The sequence below is a fragment of the Paracoccaceae bacterium genome, assembly GCA_033344815.1.
GTDB lineage: Bacteria > Pseudomonadota > Alphaproteobacteria > Rhodobacterales > Rhodobacteraceae > Roseobacter.
On the sequence record JAWPMR010000001.1, the window covers coordinates 3403540 to 3419201 of the forward strand.

13 protein-coding genes and 2 pseudogenes are annotated in these 15662 nt (G+C 56.3%); 4 read left to right on the forward strand and 11 right to left on the reverse strand.

Translation table 11 applies throughout. The features are described from left to right. Positions 1 to 90: 90 nt before the first annotated feature. From R8G34_15730 to R8G34_15740, 3 genes are all read right to left on the reverse strand, one after another. Entirely contained in the window at positions 91 to 1077 is a 987-nt protein-coding gene (locus R8G34_15730) for a recombinase family protein (protein MDW3224307.1), read from the reverse strand. Continuing rightward, the gene (locus tag R8G34_15735; GenBank protein MDW3224308.1) at positions 996 to 1505 is read right to left on the reverse strand and encodes a recombinase family protein; all 510 of its coding nucleotides are present in this window, start codon (positions 1503 to 1505) and stop codon (positions 996 to 998) included. The genes R8G34_15730 and R8G34_15735 overlap by 82 nt, the downstream gene beginning before the upstream one ends. An 84-nt stretch (positions 1506 to 1589) precedes the next feature. Beyond that, positions 1590 to 1817, reverse strand: a complete 228-nt coding sequence (locus R8G34_15740) for a hypothetical protein (protein MDW3224309.1) — start codon at positions 1815 to 1817, stop codon at positions 1590 to 1592. 400 nt (positions 1818 to 2217) lie between these two features. On the opposite strand from R8G34_15740, the pseudogene R8G34_15745 reads away from it, so the two are divergent. Then, positions 2218 to 2556 (forward strand): annotated as a pseudogene (locus R8G34_15745) (DUF932 domain-containing protein). A 17-nt stretch (positions 2557 to 2573) separates the two neighbouring features. Here the strand turns inward: R8G34_15745 and R8G34_15750 are convergent. Beyond that, on the reverse strand, positions 2574 to 3206 hold the full coding sequence (locus tag R8G34_15750) for a hypothetical protein (protein ID MDW3224310.1): 633 nt from the start codon (positions 3204 to 3206) through the stop codon (positions 2574 to 2576). A gap of 488 nt (positions 3207 to 3694) precedes the next feature. On the opposite strand from R8G34_15750, the pseudogene R8G34_15755 reads away from it, so the two are divergent. Beyond that, a pseudogene (locus tag R8G34_15755) lies at positions 3695 to 4060 on the forward strand (integrase core domain-containing protein). A gap of 208 nt (positions 4061 to 4268) precedes the next feature. Here R8G34_15755 and R8G34_15760 read toward each other — a convergent pair. Continuing rightward, entirely contained in the window at positions 4269 to 4676 is a 408-nt protein-coding gene (locus R8G34_15760) for a hypothetical protein (protein ID MDW3224311.1), read from the reverse strand. A 385-nt stretch (positions 4677 to 5061) separates the two neighbouring features. Between R8G34_15760 and R8G34_15765 the strand changes: the two genes are divergently transcribed. Together R8G34_15765 and R8G34_15770 are read left to right on the forward strand one after the other, a co-directional pair. Next, entirely contained in the window at positions 5062 to 5400 is a 339-nt protein-coding gene (locus R8G34_15765; protein ID MDW3224312.1) for a hypothetical protein, read from the forward strand. A 236-nt stretch (positions 5401 to 5636) separates the two neighbouring features. Further along, positions 5637 to 7403 (forward strand): tetratricopeptide repeat protein, encoded by a 1767-nt coding sequence (locus R8G34_15770; GenBank protein ID MDW3224313.1) that lies wholly within the window; start codon positions 5637 to 5639, stop codon positions 7401 to 7403. A 980-nt stretch (positions 7404 to 8383) separates the two neighbouring features. On the opposite strand, the gene R8G34_15775 is transcribed toward R8G34_15770, so the two are convergent. From R8G34_15775 to R8G34_15800, 6 genes are read right to left on the reverse strand one after another with little or no spacing between them, the layout of a single operon-like run. Continuing rightward, the gene (locus R8G34_15775; GenBank protein ID MDW3224314.1) at positions 8384 to 9766 is read right to left on the reverse strand and encodes an FAD-dependent oxidoreductase; all 1383 of its coding nucleotides are present in this window, start codon (positions 9764 to 9766) and stop codon (positions 8384 to 8386) included. Next, a complete protein-coding gene (locus R8G34_15780) occupies positions 9750 to 10613 on the reverse strand; it encodes an isocitrate lyase/phosphoenolpyruvate mutase family protein (GenBank protein ID MDW3224315.1) in 864 nt (287 codons plus the stop codon). Before R8G34_15780 ends, R8G34_15775 begins: the two co-directional genes overlap by 17 nt. Further along, positions 10610 to 11230, reverse strand: coding sequence for an isochorismatase family cysteine hydrolase (locus R8G34_15785; protein MDW3224316.1), 621 nt, complete (start codon positions 11228 to 11230; stop codon positions 10610 to 10612). The genes R8G34_15780 and R8G34_15785 overlap by 4 nt, the downstream gene beginning before the upstream one ends. Beyond that, the gene (locus R8G34_15790; GenBank protein MDW3224317.1) at positions 11227 to 13305 is read right to left on the reverse strand and encodes a hydantoinase/oxoprolinase family protein; all 2079 of its coding nucleotides are present in this window, start codon (positions 13303 to 13305) and stop codon (positions 11227 to 11229) included. Before R8G34_15790 ends, R8G34_15785 begins: the two co-directional genes overlap by 4 nt. Further along, positions 13302 to 14996 (reverse strand): hydantoinase B/oxoprolinase family protein, encoded by a 1695-nt coding sequence (locus tag R8G34_15795; protein ID MDW3224318.1) that lies wholly within the window; start codon positions 14994 to 14996, stop codon positions 13302 to 13304. Before R8G34_15795 ends, R8G34_15790 begins: the two co-directional genes overlap by 4 nt. Beyond that, positions 14993 to 15559 (reverse strand): nuclear transport factor 2 family protein, encoded by a 567-nt coding sequence (locus R8G34_15800; protein ID MDW3224319.1) that lies wholly within the window; start codon positions 15557 to 15559, stop codon positions 14993 to 14995. Before R8G34_15800 ends, R8G34_15795 begins: the two co-directional genes overlap by 4 nt. Positions 15560 to 15662 lie beyond the last annotated feature (103 nt).

A 15662-nucleotide genomic window follows, 5' to 3' on the forward strand; every position in this document is an offset into this window, starting at 1 on the left:
TGCCTCGGCCTCCGAAAGGAAGTCGGGGTTTTTCTTTCCTGCCGCAAATCGCAGGATTGCGCCTAGATCGCCGCGCAAGATGATCGCCAATTACCCGTTGTCAGGCATGAGCGTTACTTGCTCGATCAGCGACCGCAGAACCTCGACCGCTGGTGCGCGGTCCTGCTCGCGCTGTAAGTTCTCGCATAGCTTGCCGACATGATCCTGATAGACATGTGCCATGTTCGGATGCAGCAGGGGCGGTGGCTCATCGGCATTTGCTAGCATCTCAGCCAGTTCGGCTTTGCGCGCTTCCAGCTTCTCGGCCTTGTCCTTCAGCTTGAGTGGCGGGTAGCCCTGTAGAATGGCGTCGACCATCTTGTCCAATTCACGATCAGCCCGTTCAAACTCTTTTTGCCATCCAACCAAATCCTCGCCACGCTCGATCCTAAGACGGTTCACCTCATGCGTAAATTCGGCGCAGAACTCCTTGAAGAGCTCCGGCTCCATCAAATGCTTGCGCAAACCGTTCAGGATCGAGGCTTCCAAAGCATCGCGCCGGATATTCATTCGATTGCTGCATGTCCCTTTGTTGCGGGCTGTTGAACAGCCCAGCAGGTCTTTTGAGATCAGCGAATAGCCACCGCCGCAGCATCCGCATTTGATGAGGCCCCCCAAAAGGTGCTTGGGTCGCCTGCGATCATTCATTGGATTGCTGCTATCCCCGGTTGTATCGAACGTAAGGCTGGCTTGTAGCGCCTTGACCTCGTTCCACATCGGCTGTTCAACAATCCGTAGATCAGGCACTTCGTGCACAACCCATTCGCTTTCCGGGTTCGGGCGGGACACCCGCCTGCCGGTGTCGGGATCCTTCATGTAGCGCAGCCGGTTCCAGACCAGCCGCCCGATGTAGAGTTCGTTGTTGAGAATACCTGTGCCGCGCTTGGGGTTACCGTGGATCGTCGAAGGCCCCCATTCCTTGCCCTGCGGTCCCGCGATGCCTTCCTCATTCAAGGTCAATGCAATGGTGCGTGAGGATTGCCCGGCGAGGTAATCGCGGAAGATCCGCCGTATGACAGCCGCTTCGATCGGATTGATCTCGCGTTCCCCCGCTCGTCCGGGACTGCGGTCCGAACCACGTCATAGCCAACGCAGCGCCCGCCGCCGGACCGCCCCATTTCCACCCGACCACGCAGACCGCGCCGAGTTTTATCCGCAAGATCCTTCAGGAAGAGCGCCCCCATTGTGCCTTTCAGGCCGATATGCAGCTCGCTGACCTCGCCTTCGGACAGCGTCACGATGCTGTCATCGGCGAAGCGCATCCCTTTATAGAGCCCGGCGATATCTTCTTGGTCCCGCGAAAGCCGATCCAGTGACTCCGTAAGAATTACATCGAACCGCCGCTTGAGCCCATCGGCGATCAGTTCCTGAACGCCTGGACGGAGGAGCGAGGCCCCGGAGATCGCACGATCCGTATAGCGGTCGATAATCGTACAGCCTTCGCATTCCGCGCGTGCACGGCAGATGCGTAACTGATCCTAAATTGAGGCATCGCGTTGATTGTCAGATGAATACCATCCGTAAAGTGCCGCTTTCATATGCTCACCTCCCTAATCGCGGGGGCTGCTCTGTCCATGACGCGCGGTTTCCGCTTCGACAAAATCTCTTGCAGCTTGCCGTGCCAGCAGACGAACCAAGTCGACCAGACGTGGGTCATCGCTTGCACGTCCCACGCGCACGATTTCGCGATCTGCTGTCCCGGCCCCAATGGAGCAATGCCCTGTCGAGGTATCGCTTGCCGTCTGGCCGCCGTATTTTCTTTGATCGTTGGGTTCCATAAACTCCAGCATGACAGACGGCGACAGTCCCTCAAGAAAAAACCAAATGGGAAAACAGCGCGTTGCGGCCTGCGCTGGCGTGTTTTGGCGTAGGCACTCGCGGTATGGGAAAATTTAGCGTCGCACATTTAGGCACCGTAAATACTGGTGTTCAGATGTGTGTCGGTCTGCATTCTGTCCATGGAGAGGTCCTCGGCGGACGAATTGCCAGCGCAATCGAACGCTCCCGCGAGAATGCCACAACCTGTCCGAGTCGCAAAACGCCATTGAAATGGGGTTGCGAGATTACGCGGTTTGTACGCGCGGCTACTCCGGCGGGAAAGTGAGAGATGGGTTTGGGGTGCCGTGACGGGCTAGGGCTGGAGGAGTGGCCTCCGGCGCCTGTCGTGGAGGTTACCCCATGATCCAGGAACAGAATTTCAATGCGCGCCCCGATGCGAATGGCGTCTACAAGGTGGATGTGTCGCGCGGTACGAATGTGGACTGCGTGTCGTCCGAATGGTTTTCGCGGCCGGATGACGAGCGGTATCTGTCGCTCGACGATTTCTTCGCGTCGGTCAATGGTCGCGCGGAGCGGAGCCGGACGCGCACGGTGGAAAGCGCTGCGATCCGCGTGGAGGCGCATCGCGATAACCCTGAGAAGTTGGGGCTGGTCTTGCCCGGAGCTGATGAGCCGATTGCCCCAACGCATTGGAGCTTTGGCCAGCTCTCCAGCCTCGTCGGCGCGCCCGCCGCCTACGCGATCTTGCGGTGTCATCAGGCTCCCACATAGTTGCGGGTCGCACCTGAAAAGCCGCGTGAGATCAGGTACTGCGGGTACTCGGCCCGCAAGTCATCTGTGCACCGATTAACCAGAAAAGCCACGTCCTCAATGGCTTTGCGGGTCTTGTCTTCTGTGATGGCCTGGATCGCATACTTAGGGCGGTCGCAGTTGTGTATGCAGTCATGCCGTCTTTGACAGATGCTCTGCATCCGACGACCAAGATGCTCAAGGGCTAGCTTTTTGGCTTTGTTCTTCGCTGCACCCTGCAATTGATTGTACTGCGGCTGGTTTATCCCGAAAAGTCGTTGGCGCATTTCTGCATGCAATATCCAAGCTTCTACAGTGTCTTGCGTTAGCAACTTACTTCCCTCCCGGCAGAAAATATTCAAGAGGCCCTTGATTTGTTTTATTGAGAGTACGTTCTCCTTTTCGATTATCTCTCTTGCGGCCATACGCCAACGCCACCCATTAGTGGTGTTTAAAACGGCTATTACTGGGACTTTTAAATTGTTTAACTTGTCTTGAAGGTCTCCGTCGGGTTGGTAATCTTTGGCCCTCAGAGTTCGAGAGACAAGATCCGCACATGCATCGCAGAAAAAGGCATCGCTGGCACCAACTGCAGTCATCCAGGACGATCTGAATAGGTCATCTTTGAGTCTGCCATCGGAAGCGCCACCGCGTGTATGCGGATGTCTTGCGCTCTTTTCATGTCTTCGTCGAAATGCTGTTTTGCAGTTCCGAGTATCAATGGAAGTTCCTTTCCGGTTTCGATCAAATCTTCGGGGAACCTATCGCACCAAAAATACTTTCTTTGAGTACTCTTGTTCGAAACGTTTGCTTGGCAATAGCCACGACAGTTCCGAATGTCAGGCGGAGTCGGATTCGAAAAACGGTTCAGATCGCTTGCTAGGCGCGACTCTTCCAGCTGTTTCGTTCGCCGATAGATTTAAGGTCCATCGACTCTTTAGAGGGAGAGGTGGCCCGGGTTTTCCGTGACGGGTTCGGAGGTCGGGAGAGTGGCTCCCGGCTGGCCCGTCGCGGAGTAATCCCGATGACCAAGCAACAGAAAATCACCCTCAGCGCTTCCTGCGACATCCCCTTCAACAAGCTGATGCTTATCGACGCGCTGACCGACTTGTTCATTCTGCGCGGTGTCCCTGCCTACATCCGGTCAGACAACGGCCCAGAGTTCATCGCTCAGGCCGTTCGAGATTGGATCTCAGCAGTCCGTGCCAAGACCGCCTACATCGAGCCCGGCTCGCCCTGGGAGAACCGGTATTGTGAAAGCTTCAATGCAAGGCTTCGGGATGAACTGCTGAACGGAGAGGTCTTCTACTCGCTAAGGGAGGCGCAAATCCTGATCGAACAATGGAGCAAACACTACAACACCAAACGACAACATAGGGCCCGGGGCTACCGCCCACCGGCTCCGGAAACCATCATCCCGATGAAACCCAGGCCAATCATGCACAAACATTAAAGTGCACCACTCAAGTGGCGCGGATCAGCATAGCCATGGCATCTCACAATGATTGGGATAACGCACTTTAAGATTTTTCCGTTGCGCTTGCGTAGATATGACACCGTACAGCGGACAAGTATATTTAGGAACACTGCGAGTGAGTGAGTAGATGAAAGATGCATCCACTATAGTAGACGGCAACAACCTTAGGAGTACCGAGGCCCTCTCAGAGTCGCCGCGCGAAATCGTAGAGACCTTGGCGTCGAACAAAATCAGAGGGTTCCTCGGCACCATCGGTGAGGACGGTCAGTATTTGAATAGGTTTGCTGAGAGTTTGGCAGGGCAAACGACCGACGTGGCAACTGACTATCGTGATCGTTTCGTGGTTGAGCTCATTCAAAATGCTTACGACGCTCACGCCTGCCGGAGTTGAGTTGGCCATGGCCGCTTCCATGCCGCGCTGTCCTCGCAGCAGTCGCGTCAGGCGATAGCGGCCCGGCGCGATCAGGTCTGCTGTGCCCGCCTGCACGATTTCCCATATGCCAGGCGGGCTTTCCACGGCCAGCGCATTAGCACCGCCGAACAGCGTCAGATCAGTGACGCTTTCTAACGTGCCGGTCAGCAGATCGACCACTAGCGCATTCGGAAAAGTGCACCATCCGGCCGCCATAGACGGACGACACCGGGTTGTTCGCGGCCTCACCCCACCAGAGATAGGTCGCCTCGAGATACCGTGTGGCTTTATCGCTCCTGCTCAAGCGCCCACTGAGTTCAGTACTGTCTGGCTCAGTTTCACATCCTATATTTTTAGGTCGAATGCATTGTCAACCTTGGGTTTAAGCGTGGTCATGGCGCGCGAAGGGAGTGACAATAGACGTTTGACGACGCGTTTTTTGCCATTGCCAGATCGAACGGCCAATTCGGCGGCCTGTGATCAATCAAATAGTAACGCTTGCATGCAAAACCACTGGGCAACCAAGGCTGAACAGGCACATCTAGCCGTGGAGGCGCGTAGACGAATGGCACCCCAGTCAGGAAAGACGGCTGACCATAGAAGCTGGCAGGAAGCGGTTGAAGCTTTGTCCGCCAGTGTTGGCGCGGATGCAAGTACCGCCCTATCCAGTGAAAAGATGGTCTTGCGTCCGGGCTTTCTGGCAGTGCAGGACGAGCATCACCACAACGCCGGCATTCACGCCAAGCAAGATCAGACAGCCCAGACGCAAAGCCTGCAAATTTGGCGTCCTTTCATTCAAAGCCCCTCGGCTCCGGCACAAAAACTTGATGCAGTATACGCCGCTCAGACTGCGTTGTTGTCCGGCATGTCCTGGGACGTAAAGCATCCCGTCGCCCGGAAATGATCAGTCCCTCGCAAAACCCGCACCAAGCCAAGCCATCATCGTTACAGAAGACCATCCGTGGGATCGCAAAAGCTGAAAAGTGCGGCGATCTCTCGCTAGCCCTTGCGTTGTGCGACAGCTACCTCAAAGGTTTCCCGGGCAATAAGAAAATTCAACGCAATCGCAAAAGGCTCCTGCAGGCAAGGCCGTTGCCGAAACATGCGCCAGCTTCTCTTGATTCAAAAGATGTTGCGAAGATGCGTGAGGCCTTTGAGCAGGGTCGGTTGATGGAAGCAGAACGTCTGGCCGCCGCGCGTCTTGAGCAATTGCAGCATTGCTTAGATGCTTTGGTCATCAAGGCAGCCTGCCGAAAGCGACAAGGGGCGTTTTCTGAAGCGATACCGTTTCTTGAACGCGCCGCGCGGCAGTCCCGGAGTGATGCAACCGTCCTGAACGATCTTGCAAACACATATTTGGCCGTGGGCAACATAAAATCCGCCCTGAAAACCTATGAAACGGCAATCAAACGGTTCCCAAATGACCCCTATGCGTATTTTAACGCGGCCGTCACCCTGCGACAGCAAGGCAAGCTTCAATCCGCAAGCGAGATGCTGAAAACCACCCTCATGGTTCAGCCGCGATTTGTCGAGGCGCTGTCCGAAAGCGGCTCGGTGGCTGCTGATATGGGGCAGTTGGACTTCGGCCTTGCCCAATGTCGCAAGGCTCTCGAGATCAATCCGGAACATAGCGCCGCACTGACAAATTTTGCCTATTTATCAATCCTCGCCGACGATCCTGAAACAGCTATTTCAGCGTGCAAGACAGTCATCGCGAAGGATGCACAAAACGCGGATGCGATAAACACTCTGGGCATGGCGTATTCGGCTCAAAAGTCATTTGAGAGGAGCATCGCCTGTTTTAGGGAAACGCTCCGGCTCGCCCCGGATCATCCTTTTGCGGCCAACAACCTGGGCAATGACCTTTTGGAAAAAGGCGAGGTTGACGAAGCGCTGAGGCTCTATCAACAGGCAACGGTGTTGCGTCCGACATACGATACCGCATGGGTCAATCGACACAATCTTGAATTGCAGATTGACGGTGCGGTGAGCGCCATTCCGACGGGCGCTGTCTTGATGGAACGTTTGTCGCTGACACCAAAGTTCCAAATTCAACAGGCGATCGCTCATTTCCTCAAAGCGGATGATCAGGCCGTAAAGCAGGCGTTGGCACAATTCGACAAGGCTGATCTACTAGGTGAGTTGAAGGCCATGCCCGCACAAGATGCGGTGTTCTGCAAAGCCTACGCGCAATACCTCGCCAAATTGACCAATTTATACCGTCCCGAGGTCTCAGGTGCGGAGGACCCACTGTACCATGTCGGTGAAAGCCATTGTTTGAGCTTTGCGGGGCACAAGCTTCAGATTGATGGGGCACAGCACATCGTGCAACCGCGGATTTGTTTTGGCTTGAAGGCGTTCCATCTGGGCGCTGCCAAGACCGCAAAGTATCGTGCTCTTGTGGCACGGCATCTCGCAAACATACCATCGGGTGCGCGCGTTCTTCTATCGGTTGGAGAAATTGATTGCCGCTGGAATGATGGCATCATCAAGGCGGCGGAAAAGCGGAAAAGCGATCTGAGCGCACTGACCCGCAAAACGGCGCAAGACTCTATTGCCTGGATTGCGCAGCAAAATGCGCGTTGGCATCATGATTTGCATATGATTAATATTCCGGCCCCGACGTTTTTTGAAGAGCTGACAAAAGAGCAGAACCAGGAAGCGGCTTTAGTCGTGCGCCTATTCAACACTGTGCTGGCGGAGCTGGCCTCCGGACATGGCATAAATGTCATCGACGTTTACTCACATACCAACAATGGCGACGGTTTCTCAAACAGTATTTACCATTGTGACTACCGGCATTTGGACAGTCGCATCCTTCCTGAAATCGAGCGCCAACTCAATACGCGTGGCTGTCCGTCCCCCTACACCGTTGAAACCGGCGGGGCGCAAAATTTACCTGCGTGAATACTGCTATGTCTACCACAACCAAATGATCCGAACGCTGAAATCTGATGTGGACGGCTGCAGGCATTACAGTCCCGACGCCAAAAGCATGTTTGACCGCCCGCACCAATGGCGGTCCAAACGGACCGGTCCCGATCTGACGCGCATCCGTTGAGGAATAATCCCAGGCCCGGCATGTCGGACACGTGACAACCTCTGAAAGGATCGTTCATGGTATCAAAGATGTTGGGCTATGGGTTCTTGTCCGAAACACGGATTGACAGAAATCCGCTTGCTGCCTCATTGAGAGCAAACAGGCGGGCCGGGGTGCCGTGTACTGATGGACAGATTGACCGGTCGGACCCAGACGTCACGCATCAGGTCAATCCTAACGTGGATACTATCGAATTTATCGAATGCTAAGGCGTAAACGCCCAAATCCGAGATTTGGTCAGACAACCGGATCAGTTGACCGAAATGAACGCTCTTTTCACCTAACTTCTAGATCAATGCCCGCTTTCGAAAAGATGCGTTGCAGCGTCGGTTGGTTTTCGGACCGGGCTTGGGTCTCGCGGGTCCTTTCGCCGGCTTCTCGCTACCGAACAGTCGCGGTGACACAGAGAATAGGAAAAGTGTGCGTTTTTCGGCCTTCGGATGTAGCGTGGTATCCGCTCAACTTGGCTAGCCCGGTTGGGCGAGGCCGGCCAACGGGTCGAACCAAATTACGCCTCCGAAGCTTCAGTGGTTTTGTAAAAACGATCAAACGCCTCTTCTGCACCTTTAACAGCTTTCCGGCTATCAGGCGCAATTGGCTTCGTGGCACTTGACTGTCAATGTAGTTGTTAGCCTTTTGGAAATATTGGATATCTCCGTTTTACGCCGACACCCAATCGGAGTAATTTCGTTTGCTGGAACCGGGCAGATGAAGAAGCCGGACTGAACAGATGAGCCCTCGTTGAAAAGTTACCATCGCAATTTTAAACGGCCCTAGTCGCTATTGGCTAACCGTCGCTTGATGTTGCTTTGCCAGCACATCGCCCGAGCACAATCGCGCTCAACAAGCCATTGCCTGACAAATAGCCACTGTCACCGCTGCCCGAAACGCCGCAAGCTGCACCTCCTCCTGCGTAAAGCGTGTCGAAACCTGAGCCGTCGATGCGCAGAACCTGCCCCTTCACGTTCACCCGCAATCCGCCTTGCGTGTGAAAAAGAGCCCCTGTTACCCGCACGCCAAAAAATGGTGCGGCCAAAGGTGTTTCGCTGAACGTGCGACCGAAATGGTCCGTCCCTCCGAGGGGAAGAGCAGAAACGGTCTCATCCAAACGATCTATGGGGAGACCAAATACCTCTGCGAGGCCTTGGATCGTTTCGCTGGTCTTTACTGCTCCGGCGACCTCTGCGCGTTTGAAATCTTCGAATTGTCTCGCGATGGCTGCAATGCGGCTGTCGAAGATGGTGAAAGCTTCGCCGCCGGGTTGGGAAAGCACGGCGCGCGCCGCCTCGGAATAGCCTTGCATCTCGTTCCAGAAACGGTACCCGTCGCGATTAACTTGAAATCCGCCCTCCGTGATGACCGCCCATGTAATCAGTATTCCATGTGGATGCGCGACGTTTCCATGTCCTTGGTACGCGCCAAGGTGATGGGTCTGCGCTCCGATTTCATCAGCCCACAGGATCGCCTCGCCGCGGTTGCCATCGTGGCCGAACCAAACCCCGTCCTGGATTTCGGGCATGTACCGGCCAACCAGATCGCGGTTGCCACCAAAGCCGTTGCAGGCAAGGATCAAACGGTCGCACCCTATGGTTTCTTGTCTGCCATCTGCCCGGGCCACGGCAATGCCATTGATGTTGCTGTTTTCGTAAAAAAGGATGTGCGCGCGACTCTCACAAATGACGTCGATCTGCAGCGCCTCACACCGACTGCGCAGGGCATCAATCAGCTCCGCACCTGATCGCGTTGGAAGACCATGCATCCGGCAACGCGAGTGGCCAGGATAGAGGAAGTCAGTCACGACCGAGAACGGCAGTCCATGGGAGTCTGCGAGCCAATCAATCGCATCTGCGGCGTTCGCAGCCATCAAATCCACAAGATACGGGTCATTCTCACCTTTGGCTTTGGCCTGGATATCGCGGGCAAAAAGAGTTGGGTTGTCATCGATGCCCGCTGCGGCTTGGATTTTTGTGCCCGCCGCCGGGATCAGACCAGCCGACAGCGCGGTCGAGCCGCCGGGCACGGCATCCGCTTCGATCACCAGGACCTGTTGTCCCGCCTCATGGGCCGAAAGAGCCGCGACCAACCCGCACGCGCCAGCTCCAATGATCAGTGTTTCACAGGAGATGTCAAAGGCGTCTGGCGGTGGCAGGACCTCAGTCTTTGGCGTCATAATGCGCACCTGCTTCCAACTGTTCCGTAGTGCCGATCACCGCGTTCAAACCTTCAAAATCAAACATGCGATCAGTGAACGGCTTGTTGCTGCCGTTTGCGAGCAGGCTTTGGTAGTAATCCTGCGCAGTCCGGGCCAAGGCACGCACAATGCCGCCGGGAAAAATTGCAATCGAATAGCCTTGGTGCTCGAGATCCGCAGCGCCAGTGATTGGGGTGGCACCGCCTTCGACCATATTGGCCAAGAGCGGCACGCGACCGGTAAACTGGTGCGCAATCTTGCCCAGTTGGTCACGTGTTTGAGGCGCCTCAACAAAGAGCACATCTGCACCGGCTTCCAAATAGGCTTCTGCCCTGTCGAGCGCCGCCGAGAATCCTTCAACCGCGATAGCATCCGTCCGCGCGATGATAAGCGTCTCTTCGCTCGCACGGGCATCGGCCATGGCCCTAATTTTTCCGCTCATTTCGGACGCGGGGATCAGCGACTTGTCTGCAAGATGGCCGCAGCGCTTCGGGTATGTCTGGTCCTCAAGTTGCAGCGCAGAAGCGCCCGCGCGCTCGTAAACCCGCATGGTGCGTTGCGCGTTCAGCGCGTTGCCAAATCCCGTGTCTGCATCAATGATCACCGGCAGCTGCGTGCGGTCCGCGATCAACGCCATCGTATCGGCCATCTCGCTTGCGGTGCTAAGCCCGATGTCTGGACGACCCAGTCGCGTGTAGGCCACTGCTGCGCCGCTGAGATACAGCGCTTCAAACCCTGCATCCGTGGCCAGCGCGGCCGTAATGCCGTCATAGACGCCGGGGGCAACAAGGATGTTTTTGCTTTGAAGTCGGGTTTTCAGGCTCATGCCGCGCCCTCCAGCCAGGCGCGTGCGTCCGCACAGGTCATTTGATGTGTCACCGTACCCAGGGACAACAGCGTTGCATCATGCACCTCTTGTCGGAAAGCGGCACAGCCATCGCTCAGCATCACCGTTTCGATGTTGCGTAAATGTGCATCCCGTAGCGTCGATGCCACGCCGCCGTTCGTGACGATGCCGCCGACGATCAAATGATCCACGCCGACGGCGCGCATGATGTATTCGAGCCGGGTTTGGTAGAAGGCGGAATAGGCGACTTTCTCGATGACAAGATCAGCCGGGTGCAGGGTATGCACGACCGAGTGTCCGAATGAACCAGGCGCAAAGTCGCCTTTGGCCAAAAACGGGCGCAGCTCTTTCAGGTGCTGTGCAATCAGAGGCGCGCCATCGCGGTCCGGTACTAACGTGAATTGCGCAGAAATGTAGTGCCCACCTTGTGCGCGCAGCGCGGCCACCAAGGGTGCAATACGCTCGGGCAAGTCCGCAATGGCATCTGCGGATTGTCCCGCACGTCCGTAAGCGCCCTCCGGATGGATAAAGTCGTTCTGCAGGTCGATGGTCAGCAAAGCCGTTCGACCCAGATCCCATGTTGTTGGACTACTCATGCGGGAGCCTTCTCTGGTGAGGCCGTCACAGGTTCAATGATGGTGTTGCCAAAACTATCCACACGCCCCTGTAACGCAGGTTCAATCAAAACTGTCGTGTCCGGCTGGGACAGTATCGCGGGGCCTTTGATGACGGTACCGACGGGCAAAGACAACCGGTCATAAATTTCCGTGTCGTGCCACGCGGTGCCAAAATGAACAGGACGCGTTGAAATGGGGTCAACGGCGCCCGTATTGGCCGGAGCAAGGGTGGCCAGGTTAAACTTCGTGCGTTTCCCCGTGACCGCGCTGCGCAGATTCAATATCCGCTGCACGCCATTCTTCAGAAGCCGACCGAATGTGGCACCATAAGCTGCATCAAAGGCGGTCTCGATCTCTGCCTTTGTCAAGGCCTGTACCGCGCCGTCTGTCACTGTCACATCAACGGGGACAGACACGGTGTGGGTCTGACCGACATAGGCCATGTCCAGCTCAAAGCGTAATTCTCGCGCATCGAAGATGGTGCGCGAGGCATCAAGTAGAGCCATCCCCTGGTCCGCGTGCGACTGCATGATTGCCGCCAGAGCCGTTTCATCCAATGTGCTGACAAGCGTGTTGATCGTTTGCACGAAATCCTGCCGCATATCTGCGATCACACAGCCCATGGCCGAGGTCACACCGGGATAGCGCGGCACAATCGCGCGCGCGATGCCTGTCTCGGCCAGCATCGCACCAGCATGCAGTGCACCACCGCCCCCAAACGGCATGAAGGCGAAGCGTTTGGGGTCAAATCCCCGCTCAATTCCCACAAGCCGGATCGCGCCCGCCATTCGGCTGTTGGCAACAGTCAGAATGGCCTCTGCGGCCTCGAGAGTTGTCAGATTCAGCGACTGGGCGACGTGCGTGTCGATGGCTTTTGCCGCCGCCTTGACGTCCAGTCGATCCAGCTTGCCGCCGATTGGGTTGTCCGGGTCGATGCGCCCCAGGACCACATTCGCGTCTGTCACGGTGGGTCGATCATTGCCCAACCCGTAAGCCACAGGACCCGGGTCGGACCCGGCACTTTCAGGTCCGATGTTTAGCAATCCGCCCTTGTCGACCCATGCGATAGAGCCGCCGCCAGCACCGATCGTCGTAATCTCGATCATCGGGGTCCGCACGACCATGCCAAAGTCGACGGAAGTCTGCGGTGACAGCATCGACCGACCTTGGGAAATCAACGAGACATCAAAACTTGTCCCTCCCATGTCACCCGTGATCACGTTCTCAAATCCGGCAGATCCCGCAATGTAGCCCGCAGCAATCACGCCCGCCGCCGGGCCGGACAGCGCAGTACGCACGGGAAGGCGGCAAGCGGTTTCCACGGCCATCACGCCACCGTTTGACTGAACGATCATGAATTCACCGTCAAATCCGCCGTCGCGCAGGGCTGTTTCCAACCGGCCCAGATAGCCGGAGACTTCCGGTTGCAGATAGGCATTGAGCGCGGTTGTCGAGAACCGCTCAAATTCGCGGATTTCTGGTAATATTTCGTGGCTGGCAGAGACATGGTCATTCGGCCAGACCGCGCGCACAGCCGCAACAGCGGCGGCTTCGTTCTCAGAATTGGCATAAGCGTTGGCAAACAGGACTGCTACAGCAGCACAATCATCGTCCTTCAGCTGCTGCGCCGCCGCGCTTACAGCGTCCAAATCTACCATTGTGCGTATGGTGCCATCCGCCAGTGTTCGTTCGGGCACTTCGAGGCGGTTGCGCCTGTCCGCAATGGGTTCAAAATCCCCCCGCAAGCCCCAGGTGCGCGGTCGATCACGCCGCCGCATTTCAAGTACATCGCGCAACCCTTCGGTGCAGATCACCCCGGTCTTCGCGCCTTTGCGTTCAAGCAAGGCGTTTGTCCCAGCCGTGGTGCCGTGCACCACAACAGCAATCTCAGACAAATCATCAATTTCTCGCCTGATGCCATCCAGAAATCCGGCGGCTTGATCTGGCCGCGTGGTTGGCACCTTGGCAACTCTTGCGGTGCCTTCGGTTTCATTCAGAACAAAAACGTCTGTGAACGTGCCACCGACATCCACGCCGATCATGAGTTTGCTCATTGCGCGGCCTCCCGCCATAACGGGCCATAGGTTTCGTCGGCCTTCACAGCGCTCACCAGCCCGCGCGCAACGTCGCGAGCCACATCCGCGGGCGCCCGATCCCGGGCAGCGCCATACCCTCCACCGCCAGGGGTTTCGAGGCGTACGGCTTGACCTTGTCGCAATTTGATTCCGCGCATCTTGGAGGCGAGGGGAGGACGCAACCATCCCTCATCCTGCTCATAGGAGAATACATTCAATGCCGCATCAGATCCGTCCGCGATACCCTTTGGCGCAAAGCGTCCACGTTCGCCAAAAAGAAATGCTTCGGCACCGTTTTCCTCAAGTACTTCAATCTCGTAGATCGCGCCCGTGCCTCCTCGATGTGTCCCGGCGCCTGCGCTGTCAGGGCGCAGGGCCCATGTGCGAAACATCACCGGATACGCCGCCTCGAGGATTTCCATCGGGGGGATTGTCGCAGTTGAGATGGGCGCGTTTCCGTGGTTCAAACCATCCGTTTCAATAGAGCCCCCGTGCCCGCCCCCGTAAAAACTGAACATGACCCAAGGCTGTCCGTTGCTGCGTTTTCCTGCAATCGACAGCGCGTTGATCGTGCCATAGGCATTGGCAACGACACGTGTCGGGGCGGCCTTGGCAAAGGCGGAAAACACCACGTCGATCATCCGCAAGATGGTTTCGGTATACCCCCCTGTCGGGGCTGGAAATTCGGCGGACAACAGCGAGCCTTCGGGTACGACAACATCGATGGGGCGCATCACACCAGCATTGGCGGGCAACACGGGGAAGATATGTTTGATCGCCACGTAGGCCGTCGCAACAGTTGTCGGCAGTGCGATGTTTACAGGGCCCGCGCATTGATCCGCCGAACCTGTGAAATCCAAGGTCATACGGTCGTTTTTAATCTCTAGAGCCACTTTGATTGAAAGCGGTTCGTCCGTTATGCCGTCATTATCGAGGAAATCCTCGGCCTCCCAACGACCATCCGGCAGCTCTTGCAGCTCCGAGCGCATAAGTGTTTCAGCACGGTTGCCAAGCGCGTCCAATGCGCTTGTAACGGTCTGGGTGCTATATTCATCCAGTAGTTCGTCCATCCGTCTGATCCCAAGATCAAGCGCGTTGAGCTGGCCATTCAAATCCCCCATCGCCGATTGCGGCAGCCGCGTATTGCGCAACAGAATGTCGATGATGTCCTGGTTGATTTCCCCCGCGCGTGCCAATTTGACCGGTGGTAAAACGAAGGCTTCCTGAAAAACATCTGTGGCAGCAGGATTGTAATTGCCCGGCACCGCGCCACCGACATCATGCCAATGTCCGACCGACGCGAGATAGCAAAACAATTCGCCGTCGCGGAAATAGGGCCGAACCAGCCGCATATCACTCAGGTGCGTTCCGCCGATATGCGCGTCATTGAAAATATAGATGTCGCCATCTTTCAAGTCGCCGTCACTGGCCGCCTTTTCAATCACGGCTTGCACGGCAAATGACATTACACCGACAAAAATCGGAAGACCGGATTTGCCTTGCACAAGCGTATCGCCTGAAGCGCCATGATACAGGCCATGGCTGGCATCATGCGCTTCGGCGATGATTGGATTGAAGGCCGCACGAAACAGCGTGGCGTCCATTTCATCGGCGATCTGCTCCATCCTGCCTGCCAGAACGGACAAGGTGATTGGGTCAATATCTGTCATAAACCAGCTTTCGTTTCAGCGATGTCGTTCCAGACATCCTGTTTGGTGAGCATGCTACCCACGACCTCGAAACGGTCGATGAAGCGAATTCCCGTGAACTTGGTGCCATCGGGCCATTCACCGGAAAGCGTGCCCCGGCAGTATACGATTGCGGCATCCCCAGCACTCTGCATGGCGTCAAAGCCCTCATAGGTCTTGGTGACAAACCGGTAGCGTGCACTGGCCCAGGACATCAACTCTTGCAGAGCAGACATCGGGCCTGTGCCAGGAAACTGCATTTGAAAATCTGGGGACAGGAAAGATTGTGCATACTCGACGTCGCGGGCTTCCATCGCCGACAGAAAAGATCGCACTGTCTCAGATGGGTCAGCCTTGGCGGGCGCGGGCGTTCGCGGGGTACGGCCGCGGTGATAATTCTCGCGCGCGATGTCATGGATCAGGATCGTTACCAATTCTGGTGCAGCGGGTACGACGAATCGCACAGCGTCAGTCAGAGCATTGCCAAGACGCTGTTTCGCCTCTGCGTCATAGCCTTCCAGAACATGTAGTTCGACAATCGGCATGCAGTCCTCCCGCGCATATCTGTATTACTGATAATACATTTAATGTATTTTTGTTAAGTCAAATTTTGCTTGCAAAAATTCACGATCTTAGCTCTTTTATAGC